The sequence below is a fragment of the Lewinella sp. IMCC34191 genome (assembly GCF_003390935.1).
Taxonomy (GTDB): domain Bacteria; phylum Bacteroidota; class Bacteroidia; order Chitinophagales; family Saprospiraceae; genus Neolewinella.
The window spans coordinates 138,273-157,458 of record NZ_QNQZ01000005.1 but is presented as its reverse complement, the minus strand read 5'-3'; the positions used below and the strand labels follow the sequence as shown (position 1 = coordinate 157,458).

The following is a 19,186-nucleotide window of genomic DNA, read 5'->3' as shown; positions in this document are numbered from 1 at the left end:
CAGGTAAAATGCGATTAGCTCCGGTCAGGCCTTCACCGCTGGTTTACGATCTACAAACCCGAAGCGTCCGCCCGCCTCGTCGATGATCAAAAAACAGAAGCTGTCGGGCTTGTCCTTGTAGACATTCCGGAACGGATCGATCTTGTCCTGCTGTACGACCTGCTTGGCAACCAGTTCTTCGAGCGTGGTAACGTTGATGGTCCACACCAATTCCCTGGCGGTCGGTACCTCCATGACATAGATTCCCGGCATGCTCTCCATATCCTCACCCGCGTAGGCTACGAAGATGGGATAATTGCTCACTTTCTCGTCTACAACTGTCGTGGCGGCCTCGTCGAGCGGGCCGTGGTAGCGGGCGATGTCGTTTTGAAGTTGGATCCAGTTGGCGTCGTTGCTCATGGGGCGAGTCTTTCTCGTTTCCAGTCTTGGTTGTCGGTCTTATGGTAGGCCAATCGGTCGTGCAGCCGGCTGCTGCGTCCCTGCCAGAACTCGATCAGTTCCGGAATGACGATGTATCCGCCCCAGTTGTCCGGCTTGGGCAGGACCTCCGAATCCTGGTACTTTTTTTCCAGGTCGGCCTTCCGGCTGTCGAGGTACTCCCGGTCCGGAATGACGTCGCTTTGCGGGCTCGTCCAGGCACCGATCTGGCTTTTCTTCGGCCTACTTTGGAAGTACTCGGTGGAGGTTTCTTCGTCTACCCGTTCGACCCGACCCTCGATCCGGACGGACCGCTGGAGTTCCAGCCAGTTAAAGACCACGGCCACGTGGGGGTGCGCCTCGATCTCGTGGCCTTTTCGACTATCGTAATTCGTGTAGAAGATGAATCCTTTTTCGGTGGCTTCCTTCAGCAGCACCGTGCGGGCGGCGGGGTGGCCGTCGGCGTTGACCGTGGCGACGATCATGGCGTTCGGCTCGGGGTCGTCACTGTCCTGGGCTTCCTTAAACCACTGATCGAAGAGGGGGAAGGGGGCATCCGGGGCGTCCTGCTCGAGGAGGACGTCGGCTTGGTAATCGACCCGCAGGTCTTTCGCGTCAATGGCCATATGCGTATAGGGTTAGTAGCTACCTCCGCAACAACGGCAGGGTCCGATGGGTGCAGTAAAAGGCAACTAATCTGGCTTATGCCGCGGCTCGTAAAACTTCCAGCAGGCTTCCTTCCAGCTTGGACTTGGCGTACACGGTGTCGATCGTGTAGTGCTTCACGTCCTTGCGTCCTGGCAGGTCGAACATGGCGTCGGTCATGATGGCCTCACAGATGGAGCGAAGGCCCCGGGCACCGAGTTCGTACTCGAGCGCGGTCTGGGCGATGTACTCGATCACGTCGTCCGAGAAGGTCAGGTTGATGCCCTCCAGGCGGAAGAGATGCTGGTACTGCCGCAGCAGGCTATTGCGGGGTTCGACGAGGATCCGCTTCATGGCGTCCAGATCCAGCGGACGCAGGAAGGAAATAATGGGTAGGCGTCCGATCAGTTCGGGGATCATACCGTAGCGCTTGACATCCCGGTGGGTGATGTACTGCAGCATGTCCTCTTCCTTGATCTGCTTCTTATTCGCGTTACCGTAGCCGATGACCTTGGTATTGGTCCGTCGGGCGATGATCTTCTCGATGCCGTCGAAGGCACCGCCGCAGATAAAGAGAATGTTCTGGGTATTGACTTTGACGAGCTTTTGCTCGGGGTGCTTCCGGCCTCCCTGTGGGGGTACGTTTACATCGGTACCCTCCAGCATCTTCAGCATGGCTTGTTGTACGCCCTCGCCGCTTACGTCGCGGGTGATGCTGGGGTTATCGCTTTTGCGGGCCACCTTGTCCATCTCGTCGATGTAAACGATGCCGTGTTCGGCGGCGGCTACGTTGTAGTCACATACCTGAAGCAGGCGGGAAAGGATGCTCTCCACGTCTTCCCCTACGTAACCGGCCTCGGTGAATACCGTAGCGTCGACGATAGCGAAGGGCACCTGCAGGAATTTGGCAATGGTCTTGGCCAGCAGCGTCTTGCCGGTACCCGTGCGACCCACCAGCAGGATGTTGCTTTTTTCAATCTGCACCTCGTCGTCCGCGGTAGCGGGGTGGCTCAGGCGCTTGTAATGGTTGTAGACGGCTACGGAGAGGATCTTCTTTGCCTCGTCCTGGCCGATCACGTATTTATCCAAATGCTGCTTGATATCCGTGGGGATAACGTTCTTGGGCAGCTTGAATTCAAACTTGGATTTCTTTTGTTCGGGTTGGGGTTCCGGATTATCCGGGTTCAGTCCGCCGTACAGTTCTTCGGCTACGATCTCCTGCGCTTGCTCTACGCAGACCTCGCAAATGTGCGCGTCCAGGCCGGCTACGAGCACCAGCGCGTCGCTTTTATCGCGGCCGCAAAAGGAGCAGCGAAAATCTTGTCGTTTGCCTCGCATCATAATATGGGGTAGTGTGAGTGGTCTATCTATAAATGACGACGGGCCGAAGGCGTAGTTTCCTACGTCCGTACGGCCCGTCGCTTCAGTAATTTAGTTACGCTACGAAAGCTTACTTGCTCTCCGTAGTGTTATCGCGGCGCAGCACTTCATCAACGATGCCGTACTCCACTGCTTCAGGTGCCGTCATCCAGTTATCCCGGTCGCTGTCCTTCTCGATCTCCTCGAAGCTGCGGCCGGTATGGTTGGCTAAGATAGTGTACAGTTCTTCACGCAGCTTGGAGATCAGGCGATAGTTGATCTCCATGTCGGAAAACTGACCCTGCATGCCGCCACTCGGCTGGTGGATCATCACCCGTGCGTGGGGCAGAATGGAACGCTTATCCTTGGCGCCGGCGGCTAACAGCACCGATCCCATGGAAGCGGCCAGACCGGTACAGATCGTTGCCACGTCGGGCGTGACGTACTGCATCGTGTCGTACATACCCATACCCGCGATGACGCTTCCGCCCGGGCTGTTGATAAACATCTGGACGTCACGCTTCGGATCGACGGACTCCAGGAAGAGGAGTTGCGCCTGTACGACATTCGCGACATAATCCGAGACGGCTACGCCCATAAAGATGATGCGGTCCATCATCAGGCGGCTGAAAACGTCCAGGGCGGCGACGTTCATCTGCCGCTCTTCGATAACGTTGGGGGAAAAGCCCGTGATCTGGGGGGTGGCCATGCCACCGACCGTCTGGGCGTATTTCTCCAGGTGCATGGTACTCATACCCATATGGCGGGTAGCGTACTTCATGAATTCATCCTGGGGGACTTGGGGAGTCATATTCGTTTATTTTAACAATTACTTCTCCCCGTAAACGTACCAGGTTCTCAAGGGTTGAAGCGCCTATTCCTCTTCGGTGGCCGGGGTATTAGCTTCGTTGAACGACTTGATCTTATCGTTGAACTCCTCGGCGGAAAGGGGCTCTTCCTTCAGGGAGACATCCTCCCGTACGGCGGCCATCACTTTCTTTTCCATGGCGTTGCTGGTGAGTTCCTCCCGCTGCTTTTCGTCCTTCAGCATGTTCTGGATGTAGTTGTCCAGGAACTCGTCATTCAGGAAGGGGGGGCGCTGCCCGCCGAGCATACGCAGCAGGTTCTCCAGGGCTTCGGCCCGGATGTCCTCGTACTGGAGTTCGATCTCTTTGTCGGCGGCGATCTTATTGCGAATCAGCATCCACCGGACACCGCGCTCGAATAATTCGAAGTCGCTGTCCTTATCGTTCTTGCTGATCTTCTTCATCAGCTCCACCGGCACCTCAAAGTCGTTGCCTTCGACCAGGGCGCGCTGGATTTCGAAGTTGGCCATGGAAATACCCTGGGCGTCGAAGCCTTTGGCGTTTTCGAAAGCCAGCCGCTCGCGCAGTTCTTCTTCGTTGGTCACTTTCCCCTCGGGGTCGAACTGGGTGTAGAACTCCTCGTTGAGCTCGGCCGGCTCCAGGCGGCTCATTTTATTGACGGTAATCGTGAAGGACTTGCCCTCCAGGCTCACGTCGTTGCCCTCCTCCAGTTCGAGGAGGTACTTCCGGGCGTGGCTTTCGGATCCGTTCTGCTCCACGGCGGTCAGGTCGTCTACCGTGATGACGGTGCCGATTTCCTTGCCGATCAGTTGCTCCTGGATGGCTTCTTCCAGATTGTCGACGTAGAGCTTGGTGTCGTTGGTCAGTTCGCCGTCGACTTCCTGAACGGTGACGTCCAGGATGTCCTCCTTCTTGATCGATCCCTCTTCGATCTCTTTGGTTTCCCCGCGCTGCTTGCGCAGGTTCTCCACCATCTCGTCGAGAAACTCGTCGTTGGTGTCGAGTACGTACTTACTGAAGGTCTGCTCGGGCAGGTTGAGCTCGAACTCGGGCTCCAGTCCCAGGTCGTAAGAGAGCCGCAGGTCCTTAATGCTGGTAGCGCTGATCTGCTCTACCTGCTCGCTTTCGTCGGGCAGCGGGCTGAAGATCAGTTTGATGTCCTTCTCCTCGATGTAGCCGAAGAGTTCCTCCTGGATGGTGCGGTCGAGCAGGGGGCCGAAGACCTGGTTGCCCATCAATTTACGCAGGGCGGACATGGGTGTCTTCCCCTTCCGGAATCCTTTGATGTTGACGCGCTTACTCTCTTTTTTCAGCTCCTCGTTCAGTTTCTTGCTTAGCTCTTCCTTCGGGAAGAACAGTTGGATTCTCCCCGTTACCGGTCCGGTTTTTTCGTACGTTACTTCGGCCATTTGCTACTACTTTAAAGAAAAAGCCCACCCGAGGGCAGGCTATAATCCCCGATTCTATCTGGGGCAATTGTGCGGGTGAAAGGACTCGAACCTTCACGCCTTGCGGCACTAGATCCTAAATCTAGCGTGTATACCAATTTCACCACACCCGCGGAAAACGCCCGCAAAGGTAAGTCGTGGGTATTTATTGTGCAAGTAGGTGGGGGAAAGTACGCACGTTAAAGATAAAAGTGCGATAGGACGGGGTAGGGAGGTGCAGATGATGGGCCGCGGAAGGTAATACTTCGGGGTCGCGCTGCGGTCGACATGTGATCGGTTTTGCTCGGGTGGGTTTTTCGCGACCCGGGGTAACCCGGAGTCACCCCGAGTGCGACTAGGGAACCGATAGTAGTTGGGAGATTTGAGCCTGCCAGGTGTGACCGGAATTAGGGAGTTCTAGCTCGAATGATTGTCGCGGTGTTGCGGAATTCCGTTCGGGGGAGATTATTGTGACCCGGCGTGACCCGGCTACCAGCCGGGAACCGTCAGCGGCTGGCGGGCTTGACCCCGTTAGGAAAGCGGTCGGAATTGGAGAGCCTTCAGTCCGGTTGCCGGTGGCGGCGTTTCCGGGTTCTGTTAGGGGGGAGTTGTGTTACCCGGGGTGGCCCAACGACAAGTCGGGGGTGTGTTGACCAACGTCACGGAGGATGGCTAGGTATAGCTTGCTCCAAGCCACCAAAATCTAACGCCCGATGACCGACAACCAACAACCGCCCCCCGACACCTACCCCATCGGATAAACAAACCGCTCATCGACGATCTTCCCGTCCCGAACCTGGTAGACGCACATCTCGTGTTCCTGGACGCGGTTGCCGTCGGCCCTGGTGACATCGATGCCCATGCCGACGGCGAAGAAGTTCTGGTAAACCAGCGGTTCGGTGCAGGTAATGGAATGGACGGTGATGTCTTCATCGTAAGCCTCACTCTTCGCGATCAACTTGTCCAGGCCGGTGATGTCACCGTCGGGAATGCCGGGCATCTCGTGGCTGCTGGCATCGACGGCGAAGAGTTCCTGGTAGGCTTCGGTGGATTGTTGTTTTCGGCATAGCTCGACCAGGCGGTCGGCGATCTGTTGAATAGTCATTTTAAATGGTGAATGGGTGTGAACGAATGGATAGTGTGCTACTAAAATAGGCAAGTAAGAAATAAATAAACAAATAATTTTATTTATTTTTATTTGATTCGGAAAGTTGGATAATATGGCGGCCTGATCTCCTTCTTTTTACCTGCGCGCCGCCGCCCGCCTTACCTTTGCACAATGCCTGAACCGTTAGAAATATTTTGGACCACTGCCGTACGGGCGACGGATAACGCCCGGCTCGTCAAGTTGACACTGAGTAAGCCGCGGAGAAAGGATCCGGCCACCCCCCGCAATCTGTACGCGCGCGCCGTGGAGATCGGAGGGGAGGGACAACTGCAGATCACCCACCGCTACGCCGACCGGGAAGAGGCAAAGAACTTCCCGCCAGGGGAGGGGATGGATTACCTGCGGGAGCAGTTGGCTACCGTCTACTACAACGGCGACCTCTTTACGCTGGACGAGCAGTTGTCCGTTATGCAGAGCCGAAAGGGGAACGCTCGCCTCCGCGGTGAACCCGCGCGGCACGAGGAGGTCATAACGGAGCACAACCGGGAGAAATACCGCGATATCCCCGCCGACCGGCCCTACCTCCACGCCCTCGGTATCGCGACCGTCACGGGGGAGATCACCGCCGGGGGGCGACGGAAGTACAAGCAGATCAATAAATTCGTGGAGATCGTGGACGGGCTCGTCCGCCAGCAGCCCCTGCCAGAGGGCGCGCACATTGTCGATATGGGATCGGGGAGCGGTTACCTCACCTTCGCCCTCTACGACCACCTCCGCCATACCCTGGGCCTCGACGTACGCGTCACCGGCGTGGAACTGCGCCCGCAGCTCGTCGAGAAGTGCCGGGCGATCGCGGCCGATAACGGATTCGACCAATTGCACTTCGTCGAGGGCTACATCGACAGCTACCACCCCGACCGGCTGGATATGCTCATCGCCCTCCACGCCTGCGATACGGCCACCGACGACGCGCTCTACAAAGGACTACAGGCCAATGCCGACATCCTTATCGTAGCCCCCTGCTGCCAAAAACAGGTACGACGGGATATGGAGGTACCCGCCGACCTCAAACCCCTACTCGACAGCGGCATCCTTCTCGAACGCCAGGCGGCCATGGTCACCGACGGTCTGCGTGCCCTCTACCTGCAAGGTCAGGGCTACGCCACGCGCATCTTCGAATTCATCCCGCTGGAACACACCGCCAAGAACGTCATGATCACCGCCCTCAAACAGGACAAAGGCTACGGCGACGGAGCGCAGGAAAAGTGGGAATCGGTGAAGGAGCGGTTTGGGGTTAGGCGGCACCGGCTGGAGGAGTTGTTGGAGAAGGGGGAAAGGGGGGAAGGGGAAAAGGGGGGAAGGGGATAGGGGGTAAAGGAGCTGCCGCTGTTACTTGCTCGCTTCGCTCGTTACCCCGACACCCCGCACCCCGACAACCCCTTTCCAATCGTACCTTCGCAGCTATGGCTTGGCGCTACCTGATTGTATTCCTGCTTTTGCCTCTGCAGCATTTTGCCCAGCAGAGCACCAACCGGACCGTGAATGCCCGGGCCGAACTGGCACGCAAGGAGATCGTGCTGGGCGACCAAATTTTCCTGACCGTGAATGTTTCCGCGCCGCCGGGGACGGAGGTTTTTCCGATCTCACCCGAGCAAATAGCGGAGGCGGAGGGGCTGGAAGTGATTCAGGCGGAACAATTGCGGGTAGTGGCCGAGAATCCCGAGCGCTTGCTGGAACAGCGCTTCACCATTACCAGCTTCGATACGGGCTACGTAAGTGTACCGCCTTTGGCCGTCTTTTTCGAGGGAGCTAACGGCGTGCGGGATACGACCTTTACGACCGATTTGCGCCTGACGGTGCGGGGGGCCGTAGTATCCGACGAGGAGGATATCATGCCGATCAAGCCCATTATCGAGGAGCCGCGTAATCTGCTGGATTACTGGTGGGTGTTTGCCATTCTGGCGGTAGTGGCCATCTTTTTCGGCGTCCGCGAGTACCGCTGTCGGCAAACCCGGGAGGCACCGCCGCCGCCACCGCCCCCGCCGCCGCACGAGGTGGCGCTCGGCCAGTTGGACGTCCTGGAAGGAGAGCGGCTGTGGCAGTCCGGACAGACGGATGCGTATTACGTTCGCCTGACCCGCATTCTGCGCACCTACCTGGAGGCCCGCTTCGGTATTCCGGCTCTGGAAATGACGACCCGTCAGATCGTCACTGCCCTCGATACGCGTCAGGGACTGAACCGGGAGCAGCGATCTGAGCTGAGCGAACTGCTGCAGCTATCGGACCTCGTGAAGTTTGCCAAGGCCACGCCGGCCGAGGATTTGCATCCTCAGGGGCTGCAGCGGGTGAGGGAATTTGTCGTGGAAACGAAGCCTACGCCCGCCCCCGACAACCAGGAGGTGAATGAGACGTCTACCTACAAAGAGCCTTCCTGATGGCCGAATGGAGTCAATTTACCTTCGTGTATCCCTGGGTGTTGCCGCTGGCGGTGCTGCCGGTCCTGCTGTACGTCTGGAACCAGCGGCGGGCCGGTGAGCGGATCGTGAGCCTGCGCCTGCCCAGTACGCGATCGGTAGATGGACTGACCAGCTGGCGCAGTGCCCTGCGGCCCTACCTTCCGCTGCTACGCGTAGCTGCCCTGGTGCTGATGATCGTCGCCCTGGCCCGGCCGCGGCTCGACCTGAGCGAAGAGTCGGTGACCGCGGAGGGCATCGACATTGTACTGACGATGGACCTGAGCACGAGCATGGGGGCCCAGGATTTCGACCCCAACCGCCTGGAAGTGGCCAAGCAGGTTGCGCGCAACTTCGTAGCCCGCCGGGAGTACGACCGGATCGGCCTGGTAGCCTACGCCGGCGAGGCTTACACCAAGTCGCCCCTTACCGTCGACAAGCAGATTATCGACCGTTTCATTCGCGAGCTGGAAATGGGGGAGATCACGGACGGAACCGCCATCGGCCTGGGGCTGGAGACCGCCATCAACCGGCTAAAGGAAAGTGAAGCCGTTTCTAAGATCATTATCCTCCTGACCGACGGGGAAAACAACGCCGGCGACCGCCACAAGCCCGAGGTGGCCGCCGAAATCGCCAAGCAGTACGGAATCCGCGTATACACCATCGGCGTGGGCAGCGGAGAGGAAACCCTGATGCCATCGGCCCCGATCGGCGGCGGGCGCTACCGCTTTAAACCGACGCGGGGTACGGTAGACGACAAGCTGCTCGCCTACATCGCGGAGGAAACTGACGGCCGGTACTTCCGCGCCCGCGATACCGAAGAATTGGAGTCGATCTACGACTACATCGACGAATTGGAAAAGACGGAGATCGAAACGACGGTTTTCCGTCGCTACGAAGAGCAGTTTGCCCGTTTTCTGTGGGTCGGGCTCGGCTTACTCTTGTTAGAAACCCTACTGCGGTACACGGTGTTACGAACTATCCCTTAACCCCCGATTACCGTGTCCCGATCCTTACCCGCCACCCGCCAGCAACTCGCCCGCGTTTACGACCTGATGTACATCACCGGCAAACCGGGATACGAAGAAGTGACCCTCGCGGAAGAAATGTTTTCGACGCTGTCCGACTTGCTCGACCTGCTCCCGGAGGAAGGAGCTACAGAGTTACTGTTCCGGCTGAGCGAGGGCGTACCCGCCCTGAAGGTGGCGGAACTGTACAACATCCTGATCTGGTCGGCCGACGCTCGCGGCACCATCGATGCCGAAGAAATCCAGGAGTGGTTCTACAGCAAGCAGCGTCGCCGCATCGAGATCGCCTGCCAGGTAGATCTCTTTCCCAGCAACAGCATGGACGAGAGCGAGCGCGTCGTCAAGATGCTGCTCGACAAGTACCCAGAAATCGACTATCTGCTCTATCCCCTCGCCAAAGAGATCAAGGCTCATTTAAAGGAAGAGAAGGCCTGGTCAGACTACCGGCGCGATACCTTCGAAATGCCGAAGGAACTGACGCCGGATATCATGAAGATCATCCAGGGGATCAAGACGCGGTAGGAAACCCTACCACCGGTACCAAACGCCGTACCTTGCCCCCCCAACCAGCAACCAGCAACCAGCAACCAGCAACTATCCCTAATGTTCCGAGTAGAACACCCCGAATACTTTTGGCTGCTCCTCCTGGTGCCGATCGTCCTGGGCCTGTTTCTCTGGTACTGGCGGCAGCGCCGGGCGGCCCTGGATCGCTTCGCCGACCGGGAACTGCTCACTTACCTGGCTCCCGGCGTGAACCGTCGGTTACCGTGGACGAAGTTCGGACTGGTGGCACTGAGCCTTCCCCTGCTGGTCTTCGCGCTGGCCAATCCACAGTGGTCCACCCAGCGGGAAGAGATCCAGCGGCGGGGCATCGATCTCATTGTAGCTCTTGACATCAGCAATTCGATGCGGGCCGAGGACGTGCAGCCCAGCCGGATGGACCGGGCCCGCTTCTTCACCAACACTCTGGTCGACGAGCTGGCCGGCAACAACATCGGCGTCGAACTCTTTACCTGCACCGCCGTCATGGCTGCCCCCCTGACCACCGATTACGCCTTCGTCAAGAACGTCGTGAGCACCGCGGCCCCCTACCAGATGAGCGCCCAGGGCACCAACCTGGCCGAAGCCATCACCACCGCCGAGGCTGCCTTCGACGAGGAGAGTGCTAACCACCGCGCCCTCATCATCGTCTCCGACGGCGAAGACCATACCGGCGATGCCGCCGCGGCCGCCGCACAGGCCAGTGCGGAAGGCTTGCTGGTCTACACGGTCGGCGTAGGCAAGGCCGAGGGAAGCGTGATGCCGGTGCAGCTCAACAACGGCCGCAACGACTACATCAGGGAGCAGGGCGGCGGTCCGGCCACCACCAGCGCCAATTTCGCTACCCTCGAAAATATCGCCAGCAGCGGCGGCGGATCCTACTTCACCCTCACCGGCGATGCCGAGAACCTAGCGCAGGCCCTCCGCGCCCAGGTCGACCGCATCGAAAAGCAGGAATTCGAAACCCAGGAATTCAGCAGCTACGACAGCTACTTTTACTGGTTCCTGGCACCGGCGGTGCTGCTGCTGCTGGTTGAGCTGAGTCTGGGGCGGAAGGACCGGAAGATGGCGGAGCGGTATGAGGTGTAAGACGCGGCTTCCGGCCGCGCTGTTCGACGCAGTCTCTGACTGCGACGTCACCTGTCCGAAACCTCAAGCGATCAAAGATCGCCCCCACGCCGTGCTTGGAGCCCCCGCACCACCCGCCAGTAATTCCCGTGTTCCAGCCGCAGCACCCGCTCGGCGATCTGCTGCGGCGAATCCTCGGGGTCGAGGCGGACGGCGGCCTGAAAAATGATATCCCCCTCGTCGTAGTTCTCGTTGACGTAGTGGATGGTGATGCCGCTTTCTTTTTCTCCGGCGGCCTTCACCGCCTGGTGGACATGGTGCCCGTACATCCCTTTTCCCCCGTAGTTGGGCAGCAGCGCCGGATGAATGTTAACGATCTGCTTCGGATATGCCTGCACCAGGTAGCCGGGAATCAGCCATAGAAATCCTGCCAGGACGATCAGGTCTACCCGGTAGGCCTCCAGGGCCGGCAGCAGTTCTTTCCCGGTTTTCCAATCATCCCGCTTTACGACCAGGCTGGGTATCCCGCGTTCCGCCGCCACCGCTAGCCCCCCAGCGGACGCTTTGTTACTCACCAGCAACACCACCTCCACGCCATCCTCCGGATGCGCCTGAAAGCGATCGATCATTACCCGGGCATTGGATCCGCCCCCACTGACGAAGATGGCTACGCGTTTGCTCATGGGGCATAGTTAGGGAAAATTGCTGGGTGCTGGGTGTTGGGTGCTGGTTGCTGGGTGCTGGGTGCGCAGCGAGCATTTTCATGCGGCAGCCAAATCGTACATCGTTAGCGCGAGGCCCTTCGCTCGCTGTCGCTTGCTACAAACCTCGCTGGGGGGAGGCGTCCCTTTCAGGGCCGCGTGCGTCCGGTTTATCACGTTGCTTCATCGCGTGACGAGCGTAGCGAGCTGTTCCCTGCGGCAGCCAAATCGTAAATCGTAAATCAGCTATCGTAAATCGTAAATCCTCAGGCCACCGCCCGAATCCGCCGCGCCGCAAATACCGCCACCACACTCATCAGGATCGTGAAGTAGCCTAGCAGTTCGTAGTGTTCCAACTTGCCGTCCGGGCCCTCGGTGATGACGAATCCGGCCACCACGCTGCTGAAGAATAGGGCCATTTCGTTTACCGACTGCCGGATACTCATGAAGCCGCCCCGGTTTTCGGGCCGGACCACGGAGGTGATCATCGTCGTCGCCGGTACGTTGCGGCCACTCGCGACGACGAAGAAGGAGCTGGTCACCAGCAGGGCAATGGGAATGGAATTCGTATCCAGATTGGTCAGCGCGTAAATGCTGAACAGCGCCAGAAAGGAAGCGATGGTGAACACCCGCAGCCGCCCGAAGCGATCCGCCAGCCGCCCGAAAAGCGGGAGCAGAATGACCGTCAGCGAACCCCCGATCAGGTAGATGAGGCTCACCTGTTTGTCGGCAAAGCCCACGTTGATCTGCATGTACGGGGCGATGAAGGGAATGATCGTAAAGTGGCCCAGCATCAGCGTCAGCGTGAAGAGGAGGGCCGCCCGTTGGTTGGGGTTACTGAAGATGGCGCGGAAGGGATCGGCAATCTGACTGACCATCGACCGGGGTTGCATCAACTGCGCCTCGGGATTATCGCCCAGTTCGTCGAGGTCGCCTTCGGGGACGATCGTCTGCTCCACCAGGTGGCCGCGCATGGACGGAATCGTGAAGAAGGCGATGGTCACGAACAGCCCCGCCAACGCCGCCGTGGCGTAGAAAGGGGCGTGCCAGGAGTACTCGGCGGCGATCCAGATGCCGGCCGGCACCCCGACCACGGAAGCCGCTGAAAAGGCCGTCATCACCCATCCCATGGCGGAGGAACGGCGCTCCAGGGGAATGACGTCGCCCACGATCGCCAGCACCAGCGCGCCCAGGGTGCCGCCGAATAGCCCCGTCCCGAAGCGGGCCGCCAGCAGGAACTCGTAAGTGGGTGCAAAGGCGCAGGCCAGGGTACCCACCGTGAAGCAGGCAAAGAGCAGCAGCAGCGCCGTCCGCCGGTCGAAGCGGTCGATGAAGACCACGCTCACCAGGTTGCCGGAAAAGGCCGCCAGAGCATAGGCGCTCACCACCCAGGCAAACTGACCGGGGCTGATGTCGAAGGCATTCATGATCGTCTTGCCCAGCGGCATGATGATCATGAAGTCGATGATGTGGCAGAACTGGACCGTCGCCAGGATCAGCAGCAGACGCTTCTCATTGATCATTCGCGACGCGTTTGGCAGATCTCTACGAGGACACCGTTCGTACTCCGGGGGTGGAGGAAGCAGACCAATTTGTTATCCGCGCCCTCGCTGGGCAGTTCCTGCAGCAGCTCGAAGCCGTCCTCCCGCAGGCGGCGCATCTCGGCGGCGATATCGTCGACCTCGAAGGCCAGGTGGTGGATGCCGGGCCCGCGTTTTTCCAGGAATTTTTGAATGGGACCGGCCTGGTTTTCCGGTGCGACCAGCTCCAATTTGGCTTCCGCGCCGCCACCGGTGAAGAAGCTCGTGGTCACGGACTGTTCGGCCACCGTTTCGCGCTTATACGGCTCGCGACCGATCAGTCGTTCCAGTAAATTTTCACTGTCTTCCAGGTTCGCTACGGCGATACCGATGTGTTCCAGTCGCATGTTTCCAGGGCTTGTGCTCGGGAAACGCGCGGTACCCGCGAAGGTTATTTTCGCGGCGGAGCGCAGGATAAAAAGCTTATCGAAAAAGGGAGGGGTTAACCGGTGGCCGCCAGCAACTGGGTGTAGGGCTTCCGGAGCTGATGCCGTTCCAGCAAGGCGGCCAGGCGGCGGTGCTCCTGCGAGCTACTCCAGCGCATCAACGATTCCGTATCCTCGAAGCCCAGGAGGAGCAGTAATCGATCCGGTCGCTCCACGTCTTCTACTACTTCGAGTTTTTGGAATCCGCGGCAGGAAGTAAGGGCTTGCCCCAATTCGGTAGTCCAGTTAGGGAAGTACATCCGGCCCTCGGGGGTGAGGTAGTGTTCGGCGAATACGGTGAGCATCTTATTTTGTGGATCCGGTGAGTGATTTTAAAACGTCGGAGCCGGCTACCGATTGTTTGTTTTATTCGCCGACACCCGGAATCCATCAAAAGCATTTAACATGCCCCTGTCGTTCAAACCCGCCAATTATACCAGCCTTTCCCCCTACCACGTCGTGCGGGGAGCGGACCGGTACATCGCCTTCCTGGAGCAGGTGTTCGGGGCCGAGCGACTGCGCCGGTACACCCACGAAGATTTGGTGGTACACGCGGAGGTGCGCATCGATGATACCGTTTTGATGATCTCCGACGCCAACGAGCAGTACGGTCCGAATAAGCCCTTGACGCATCTTTACGTGTCGGACGTCGACGACCTGTTCCGGCGGGCCATCGCCGCCGGGGCGACTTCCAACGGCGAGCCCCAGACCCGGCCCGGCGATCCCGATCGCCGCGGCGCCTTTACGGACCCCTTCGGCAACAGCTGGTCCATCGCCACGCAGGTAGAAACCGTACATTGAACCCTCCCCCCGAAATGCTAACCATGGAAACGGCTACTACAACGACACCCTCCATTCACGAAAATCTTCTTTACCTGCGCTCCGCCGCCCAAAAACTGAACCGTTTGAGCGAGCAGCATTTGAACTTGTGCCTGCTTCGCCTGGCCGACCTTACCGAAGCGAATATGCCCACCCTGCTGGCCGCCAATGCCGAGGACCTGGCCCGTATGGACAAGGATGACCCGAAGTACGACCGGCTGCTGCTCAACGAGGACCGGCTACGGGCCATCGCCGCCGATCTGCGCCGGGTAGCCGGGCTGCCTTCGCCACTGGGAAGAAACCTGGAGCAGCGGGAACTGGCCAACGGCCTTTCCCTGAGTAGGGTAGCGGTACCGATCGGGGTCGTGGGCATCGTTTTTGAGTCGCGCCCGAACGTCACCTTCGACGTCTTCGCCCTCAACCTGAAGGCCGGCAACGCCTCCGTACTGAAGGGAAGCCGGGACGCCGCCTACAGCAATCGCGCGATCAAGCAACTGATCGACCGGGCGCTGGAAGACACCGGTCTGCCCCCCGCCTGCTACCTGGCCCCCGCCGAGCGCGAAGCCCTGCAGCCCATCCTGACCGCCGATGGACTGGTGGACGTCATCATCCCCCGCGGTAGCCAGGGACTGATCGACCACGTACGGGCCAACGCTACCGTACCCGTGATCGAGACCGGTGCCGGCATCTGCCACACCTACGTCGACAGCCCCGCCAACCTGGACTGGGCGCGCGACATCATCACCAACGCCAAGGCTCGCCGCGTGAGCGTCTGCAACGCACTCGATTGCCTGTTGATCCACCGCGCGCAGCTCGCGCAGCTTCCCGGCCTGCTGACCGCCCTGGGGCAACAACACCGCTGCGAGGTGTACGCCGACCAGGAGGCCTTCGCCGTGCTGGAAGGGCACTACCCCGGCGACCTGCTCAAGCACGCGAACGAAGACTCCTTCGGCACCGAGTTCCTCCGCATGGCCATGTCCGTCAAGGTGGTGGACGATATTGACGAGGCGATTACCCACGTCGAGCGCCACGGCAGCCGCCACAGCGAAAGCATCGTCAGCGACAGCGACATCAACCAGGAACGCTACCTCCGCGAGGTGGACGCGGCCGTCGTCTACGTCAACTCGAGCACCGCCTTCACCGATGGCGGCCAGTTCGAGCTGGGCGCCGAGATCGGCATCAGCACCCAGAAGCTGCACGCCCGCGGCCCGATGGGACTGGAAGCGCTGACCAGCTATAAGTGGCTGGTGCGGGGGGATGGACAGGTTAGGGGGTAGTTGGTGAATTGTTGACTGGGTGAATTAGTGAATGGCTACCGCACGGGGCTGCTCGCTTTGCTCGTGGACTCTGTCGTCTGTCCAGCGAAGCTGGTCCGCCGACGGAGACGGGACAGGACCCGGACTTGAACCCCGGCCCTGGAAGGGACGCCTCCCCCCAGCGAGGTCTGTAGTGAGCACCGCGAGCGGAGGGCCTCGCGAACAAACGGCCAAGCGAACAAACGAACTCCCTAACTTCCACCCGCCACCCATCAACCCCCAGGCAATACGTATTTTGCCCCCATGGCGTCCCGCTCCCTTTCCCGGCTTAGCTTATCCCCCACGGCGCTTGACTTGCGACTGGCGCTGGTGCTTTTGCTAATTACGCTGGGCATCGGTACCGGCGGGCTGATGTGGATCGAGGGCTACACGATGCTGGAGGCCTTCTATATGTCGGTCATCACGATCTCGACGGTGGGCTTTGGGGAGGTGCGGCCGTTGTCCGATGCCGGACGGCTGTTCGTATCCGGGCTGGTGGTGGTCAACATCGGCATCGTGGGTTACGTGCTGGCCGCTTTTTCCTATTACGTTTTTGACGGAAGACTCTTCGAAACCATGCAGTACAACCGGATACAATCCAAGATCGCTAAGCTGAGCGGACATACGATCGTCTGTGGCTACGGGAAGTACGGCCGGGAGATTGTCAGCCACCTGCAACTGCACGACCACCCGTACGTGATCATCGAGCACGACGAGGAGAAACTTCAGGGTTTGCTGGGGGAGGATAAAGGGGTGCTGTATGTACTGGACGATGCGACCCACGATGACGCTTTATACGCCGCCGGCATCGATCGCGCCAGTGCACTGATCACCGCCCTGAACGACGATAGCGATAATCTCTTCATCGTGCTCTCGTCCAAGGATCTGAATCCGAAGCTCCGGATCGTCAGTCGGGCGAAGGAAGTACGGGGGCGGGAGAAAATGATCAAGGCCGGGGCCAGCCACGTCATTATGCCCGAGCAGATCGGCGGCTTTTATATGGCTACGCTGATCTCAAAACCGGGCGCGGTCGAATTTTTCAGCTTCATTACCAACGAATTGTCCGCCGATATCGGGTTCGAGGAACTGCGCTACGATCAGTTGCCGGCGAAGTACCGGGGAAAGCCCATCATGGAGATGAGTTTGCGCAAGAACACGGGCGTAAACATCATCGGCCACCGCCTGGGTACGGGAAAGTATCAGGTGAACCCCGGACCGGAGACGGTCCTGGAACCCCAGGGAAGTTTCATCGTCGTCGGGAATCCCGAGCAGCTGGCCGCCCTGCGCGACATGATCGATTGAAAAAAGTCCGGACACCCACACCACCCGGGGCAGACTCGCGAAATAGCGATCGGGCCAGTGGGGTGGCCGGACGTTAAATGAAATGCCTGCCATCCTCATCCGCCCTACGCCCGGAACCCTTTAGCTAATAATTAACAGCCCCCGGCTAACCGTATCTTGCCGCCCATGAGCCCGGAGCAGCTATTTCGTGATCTGCAATCGCCCCACCACCGCCGCGCCCTGGGCCGCGCCATCACCCTGGTGGAAAGTACCCGGGAGGAAGACCGGGCGGCGGCGACCAGGTTACTCGCCCTGGCCGAAAACCATCGTCCGCCGCAGGCTACCTTCCGACTCGGCATCAGCGGCACGCCGGGCGTTGGAAAATCGACCTTCATCGAGGCTTTCGGATTGGAGTTGCTGCGTCGGGGGCACCGCCTGGCGGTCCTGGCCATCGATCCGAGCAGCAGTCTGAGCGGGGGAAGTATTCTGGGCGATAAAACGCGGATGGAAGAACTCACGCGGCAGGACAAGGTCTACATCCGTCCCAGCCCCAGTGCCGGAGAACTTGGCGGCGTGGCGGCCACGAGCCGGGCGGCCGTGCTCTTATGCGAGGCCGCCGGCTACGATTATATCATCGTGGAGACCGTCGGGGTAGGGCAGGCCGAGTGGCAAGTGCACGGCATGACCGACGCCTTTCTGCTGCTGGCCCAGCCGGCGGCCGGCGACGAATTGCAGGGCATCAAGCGCGGCATCCTGGAACTGGCGGACCACCTCGTCGTCAATAAGGCGGATGCCCTTCCCCGGGAGGCCCGGCTAACGGCCGCCGAGCTTCGCCGCAGCCTGCACCTGGCGCCCCCACGGCCGGATGGCTGGACGGTCGAGGTCGTCAGCGCGAGCGCCTTCACCGGCGACGGGCTACCGGAGATCGCCGATCGCCTGGACACCTACAAAAACCAACTCCGACGCGAGATTGCCCGGCGGCGGGAAGAGCAGCGACTGGACTGGCTGCGGGAGCAACTTCGGCGCGAACTGCTAAGAAAACTGCACGTTTACCTAGAGACCGAAGGCCTGGATAACGACGAACTGCGTGCCCGGCTCGACCAACACATCACCCTTCCCGTCACTGCGGATGTTATACTGACGGAATTTTTAAAACATAGCAAACCATGAGATCATTTACCACGCTGGCGCTTATCGTCGGAATTCTGGGTGTCCTGCTTATCGCGGGTTGTACCAGCTACAACGGCTTCGTCAACGCCGAGGAGGACGTTGAGCGCGTTTGGTCCGACGTCGAGACGCAGTACCAGCGTCGCTCCGACCTCATCCCTAACTTGGTAAACACCGTTAAGGGAGCCGCTGAATTCGAGCGCGGCACCCTGGAGGCCGTCACCGAGGCTCGCGCCCGGGCTACCTCCATTAATATCGACGCCAACGACCTCTCCCCGGAAATGCTGGAGCAGTTTCAGGCCGCGCAGGCCCAGGTCTCTCAGGGACTTGGCCGCTTGCTGGCTACCGCCGAGGCTTATCCCCAGTTGCAGACCAATCAGCAGTTCCAGGCTCTGCAAGACGAACTGGCCGGTACCGAGAACCGGATCGCCGTAGCTCGTAGCCGCTTCAATGAGGAGGCAACGGAGTACAACAAGCAGATCCGCCGCTTCCCCGGCGCGGTCTTCGCTTCCGTCTTCGGGTTTGACGAAAAGCCCCAGTTCCAGGCCGAAGCCGGTGCCCAAAACGCCCCGACGGTCGAATTTTAATGGTCCGATTTTTCAATAAAGAAGAAGAAGCCCGGATCGTAGCCGCCATCCGCGAAGCCGAACTCGCCACCTCCGGCGAGATTCGGGTTCACGTGGAAGTCGGGGCGCGTAAACCCGCCCTGGACGTGGCAAAGCGTATTTTCCAGGAACTGGGCATGGACGACACCCAGGACCGTAACGGCGTGCTTATCCTCCTTGCCGTCGATCGCCGGGAGTTTGCCATTCTCGGAGACAAGGGCATCAACGAGGTCGTGCCAAAGTCCTTCTGGGACGACGAGCGCGACCTGATGCAGCAACACTTCAAACTGGGAGATTTTGCCACCGGTATCGAGTTGGCGATCCAGCAGATCGGTAAGAATCTGCGGGAATACTTCCCCTACCAATCGGATGACGTCAACGAGTTGCCCGACGAGATCAGTTATAACCGGTAGGTCCGGCTTAGCTACCCGGCCTTACCCC

The 19,186-nt window shown here is 59.7% G+C and carries 21 protein-coding genes and 1 tRNA gene; 11 read left to right on the top strand and 11 right to left on the bottom strand.

The features are described 5' to 3' along the window. Positions 1-24 precede the first annotated feature (24 nt). From DRW39_RS11525 to DRW39_RS11495, 7 genes are all read right to left on the bottom strand, one after another. Positions 25-399, bottom strand: a complete 375-nt coding sequence (locus DRW39_RS11525; RefSeq protein WP_116107192.1) for a hypothetical protein — start codon at positions 397-399, stop codon at positions 25-27. Beyond that, on the bottom strand, positions 396-1,043 hold the full coding sequence (gene pdxH, locus DRW39_RS11520; RefSeq protein ID WP_116107191.1) for a pyridoxamine 5'-phosphate oxidase: 648 nt from the start codon (positions 1,041-1,043) through the stop codon (positions 396-398). Before pdxH ends, DRW39_RS11525 begins: the two co-directional genes overlap by 4 nt. Before the next feature lie 76 nt (positions 1,044-1,119). Further along, the gene (clpX, locus tag DRW39_RS11515) at positions 1,120-2,400 is read right to left on the bottom strand and encodes an ATP-dependent Clp protease ATP-binding subunit ClpX (protein WP_116107190.1); all 1,281 of its coding nucleotides are present in this window, start codon (positions 2,398-2,400) and stop codon (positions 1,120-1,122) included. A 112-nt stretch (positions 2,401-2,512) separates the two neighbouring features. Further along, positions 2,513-3,232, bottom strand: a complete 720-nt coding sequence (locus tag DRW39_RS11510) for a ClpP family protease (RefSeq protein WP_116107189.1) — start codon at positions 3,230-3,232, stop codon at positions 2,513-2,515. Positions 3,233-3,295: 63 nt separating this feature from the next. Continuing rightward, on the bottom strand, positions 3,296-4,657 hold the full coding sequence (locus DRW39_RS11505) for a trigger factor (RefSeq protein ID WP_116107188.1): 1,362 nt from the start codon (positions 4,655-4,657) through the stop codon (positions 3,296-3,298). Positions 4,658-4,727: 70 nt separating this feature from the next. Next, a tRNA-Leu gene (locus DRW39_RS11500) sits at positions 4,728-4,809 on the bottom strand. A gap of 611 nt (positions 4,810-5,420) precedes the next feature. Further along, a complete protein-coding gene (locus DRW39_RS11495; RefSeq protein WP_116107187.1) occupies positions 5,421-5,780 on the bottom strand; it encodes a SnoaL-like domain-containing protein in 360 nt (119 codons plus the stop codon). A 174-nt stretch (positions 5,781-5,954) separates the two neighbouring features. Here DRW39_RS11495 and DRW39_RS11490 point away from each other — a divergent pair, with 174 nt between their 5' ends. The 5 genes from DRW39_RS11490 (at position 5,955) to DRW39_RS11470 (ending at position 10,893) form a co-directional block, all read left to right on the top strand. Further along, positions 5,955-7,151: a class I SAM-dependent methyltransferase gene (locus DRW39_RS11490; RefSeq protein ID WP_116107186.1), complete on the top strand. Its 1,197-nt coding sequence runs from the start codon at positions 5,955-5,957 to the stop codon at positions 7,149-7,151. A 95-nt stretch (positions 7,152-7,246) separates the two neighbouring features. After that, entirely contained in the window at positions 7,247-8,218 is a 972-nt protein-coding gene (locus tag DRW39_RS11485) for a hypothetical protein (protein WP_116107185.1), read from the top strand. Beyond that, positions 8,218-9,225 carry a vWA domain-containing protein gene (locus tag DRW39_RS11480; protein WP_232830135.1) on the top strand — a complete coding sequence of 336 codons (1,008 nt, stop codon included), beginning with the start codon at positions 8,218-8,220 and terminating at the stop codon, positions 9,223-9,225. Before DRW39_RS11485 ends, DRW39_RS11480 begins: the two co-directional genes overlap by 1 nt. Before the next feature lie 12 nt (positions 9,226-9,237). After that, a complete protein-coding gene (locus DRW39_RS11475; RefSeq protein ID WP_116107183.1) occupies positions 9,238-9,786 on the top strand; it encodes a hypothetical protein in 549 nt (182 codons plus the stop codon). An 81-nt stretch (positions 9,787-9,867) separates the two neighbouring features. After that, a complete protein-coding gene (locus tag DRW39_RS11470) occupies positions 9,868-10,893 on the top strand; it encodes a VWA domain-containing protein (RefSeq protein WP_116107182.1) in 1,026 nt (341 codons plus the stop codon). Positions 10,894-10,964: 71 nt separating this feature from the next. On the opposite strand, the gene purN is transcribed toward DRW39_RS11470, so the two are convergent. The 4 genes from purN to DRW39_RS11450 all read right to left on the bottom strand — a co-directional run bounded on the left by purN (position 10,965) and on the right by DRW39_RS11450 (position 13,883). Then, positions 10,965-11,555 carry a phosphoribosylglycinamide formyltransferase gene (gene purN, locus DRW39_RS11465; RefSeq protein ID WP_116107181.1) on the bottom strand — a complete coding sequence of 197 codons (591 nt, stop codon included), beginning with the start codon at positions 11,553-11,555 and terminating at the stop codon, positions 10,965-10,967. A gap of 284 nt (positions 11,556-11,839) precedes the next feature. After that, positions 11,840-13,096 (bottom strand): MFS transporter, encoded by a 1,257-nt coding sequence (locus tag DRW39_RS11460; RefSeq protein WP_232830134.1) that lies wholly within the window; start codon positions 13,094-13,096, stop codon positions 11,840-11,842. Further along, positions 13,093-13,500 carry a methylmalonyl-CoA epimerase gene (mce, locus tag DRW39_RS11455; RefSeq protein WP_116107180.1) on the bottom strand — a complete coding sequence of 136 codons (408 nt, stop codon included), beginning with the start codon at positions 13,498-13,500 and terminating at the stop codon, positions 13,093-13,095. Before mce ends, DRW39_RS11460 begins: the two co-directional genes overlap by 4 nt. A 95-nt stretch (positions 13,501-13,595) precedes the next feature. After that, positions 13,596-13,883 carry an antibiotic biosynthesis monooxygenase family protein gene (locus DRW39_RS11450; protein ID WP_116107179.1) on the bottom strand — a complete coding sequence of 96 codons (288 nt, stop codon included), beginning with the start codon at positions 13,881-13,883 and terminating at the stop codon, positions 13,596-13,598. Positions 13,884-13,983: 100 nt separating this feature from the next. Here DRW39_RS11450 and DRW39_RS11445 point away from each other — a divergent pair, with 100 nt between their 5' ends. From DRW39_RS11445 to DRW39_RS11420, 6 genes are all read left to right on the top strand, one after another. Then, positions 13,984-14,379: a VOC family protein gene (locus DRW39_RS11445; protein WP_198664855.1), complete on the top strand. Its 396-nt coding sequence runs from the start codon at positions 13,984-13,986 to the stop codon at positions 14,377-14,379. A 14-nt stretch (positions 14,380-14,393) separates the two neighbouring features. Next, positions 14,394-15,674 carry a glutamate-5-semialdehyde dehydrogenase gene (locus DRW39_RS11440; RefSeq protein ID WP_116107178.1) on the top strand — a complete coding sequence of 427 codons (1,281 nt, stop codon included), beginning with the start codon at positions 14,394-14,396 and terminating at the stop codon, positions 15,672-15,674. A 282-nt stretch (positions 15,675-15,956) separates the two neighbouring features. After that, the gene (locus DRW39_RS11435; protein WP_116107177.1) at positions 15,957-16,994 is read left to right on the top strand and encodes a potassium channel family protein; all 1,038 of its coding nucleotides are present in this window, start codon (positions 15,957-15,959) and stop codon (positions 16,992-16,994) included. 165 nt (positions 16,995-17,159) lie between these two features. Beyond that, complete coding sequence (gene meaB, locus DRW39_RS11430; protein ID WP_116107176.1) at positions 17,160-18,143, top strand: methylmalonyl Co-A mutase-associated GTPase MeaB; 984 nt, start codon at positions 17,160-17,162, stop codon at positions 18,141-18,143. Then, positions 18,140-18,727 (top strand): LemA family protein, encoded by a 588-nt coding sequence (locus DRW39_RS11425; protein WP_116107175.1) that lies wholly within the window; start codon positions 18,140-18,142, stop codon positions 18,725-18,727. Before meaB ends, DRW39_RS11425 begins: the two co-directional genes overlap by 4 nt. After that, the gene (locus DRW39_RS11420) at positions 18,727-19,158 is read left to right on the top strand and encodes a TPM domain-containing protein (RefSeq protein ID WP_116107174.1); all 432 of its coding nucleotides are present in this window, start codon (positions 18,727-18,729) and stop codon (positions 19,156-19,158) included. Before DRW39_RS11425 ends, DRW39_RS11420 begins: the two co-directional genes overlap by 1 nt. The last annotated feature ends 28 nt before the right edge of the window (positions 19,159-19,186 follow it).

What these genes read in the sequence shown, in the direction of transcription:
- DRW39_RS11525 (WP_116107192.1), bottom strand. Translation starts at nt 399, where the DNA reads ATGAGCAACGACGCCAACTGGATCCAACTTCAAAACGACATCGCCCGC.
- pdxH (WP_116107191.1), bottom strand. Translation starts at nt 1,043, where the DNA reads ATGGCCATTGACGCGAAAGACCTGCGGGTCGATTACCAAGCCGACGTC.
- clpX (WP_116107190.1), bottom strand. Translation starts at nt 2,400, where the DNA reads ATGCGAGGCAAACGACAAGATTTTCGCTGCTCCTTTTGCGGCCGCGAT.
- DRW39_RS11510 (WP_116107189.1), bottom strand. Translation starts at nt 3,232, where the DNA reads ATGACTCCCCAAGTCCCCCAGGATGAATTCATGAAGTACGCTACCCGC.
- DRW39_RS11505 (WP_116107188.1), bottom strand. Translation starts at nt 4,657, where the DNA reads ATGGCCGAAGTAACGTACGAAAAAACCGGACCGGTAACGGGGAGAATC.
- DRW39_RS11495 (WP_116107187.1), bottom strand. Translation starts at nt 5,780, where the DNA reads ATGACTATTCAACAGATCGCCGACCGCCTGGTCGAGCTATGCCGAAAA.
- DRW39_RS11490 (WP_116107186.1), top strand. Translation starts at nt 5,955, where the DNA reads ATGCCTGAACCGTTAGAAATATTTTGGACCACTGCCGTACGGGCGACG.
- DRW39_RS11485 (WP_116107185.1), top strand. Translation starts at nt 7,247, where the DNA reads ATGGCTTGGCGCTACCTGATTGTATTCCTGCTTTTGCCTCTGCAGCAT.
- DRW39_RS11480 (WP_232830135.1), top strand. Translation starts at nt 8,218, where the DNA reads ATGGCCGAATGGAGTCAATTTACCTTCGTGTATCCCTGGGTGTTGCCG.
- DRW39_RS11470 (WP_116107182.1), top strand. Translation starts at nt 9,868, where the DNA reads ATGTTCCGAGTAGAACACCCCGAATACTTTTGGCTGCTCCTCCTGGTG.
- purN (WP_116107181.1), bottom strand. Translation starts at nt 11,555, where the DNA reads ATGAGCAAACGCGTAGCCATCTTCGTCAGTGGGGGCGGATCCAATGCC.
- DRW39_RS11460 (WP_232830134.1), bottom strand. Translation starts at nt 13,096, where the DNA reads ATGATCAATGAGAAGCGTCTGCTGCTGATCCTGGCGACGGTCCAGTTC.
- mce (WP_116107180.1), bottom strand. Translation starts at nt 13,500, where the DNA reads ATGCGACTGGAACACATCGGTATCGCCGTAGCGAACCTGGAAGACAGT.
- DRW39_RS11450 (WP_116107179.1), bottom strand. Translation starts at nt 13,883, where the DNA reads ATGCTCACCGTATTCGCCGAACACTACCTCACCCCCGAGGGCCGGATG.
- DRW39_RS11445 (WP_198664855.1), top strand. Translation starts at nt 13,984, where the DNA reads ATGCCCCTGTCGTTCAAACCCGCCAATTATACCAGCCTTTCCCCCTAC.
- DRW39_RS11440 (WP_116107178.1), top strand. Translation starts at nt 14,394, where the DNA reads ATGCTAACCATGGAAACGGCTACTACAACGACACCCTCCATTCACGAA.
- DRW39_RS11435 (WP_116107177.1), top strand. Translation starts at nt 15,957, where the DNA reads ATGGCGTCCCGCTCCCTTTCCCGGCTTAGCTTATCCCCCACGGCGCTT.
- meaB (WP_116107176.1), top strand. Translation starts at nt 17,160, where the DNA reads ATGAGCCCGGAGCAGCTATTTCGTGATCTGCAATCGCCCCACCACCGC.
- DRW39_RS11425 (WP_116107175.1), top strand. Translation starts at nt 18,140, where the DNA reads ATGAGATCATTTACCACGCTGGCGCTTATCGTCGGAATTCTGGGTGTC.
- DRW39_RS11420 (WP_116107174.1), top strand. Translation starts at nt 18,727, where the DNA reads ATGGTCCGATTTTTCAATAAAGAAGAAGAAGCCCGGATCGTAGCCGCC.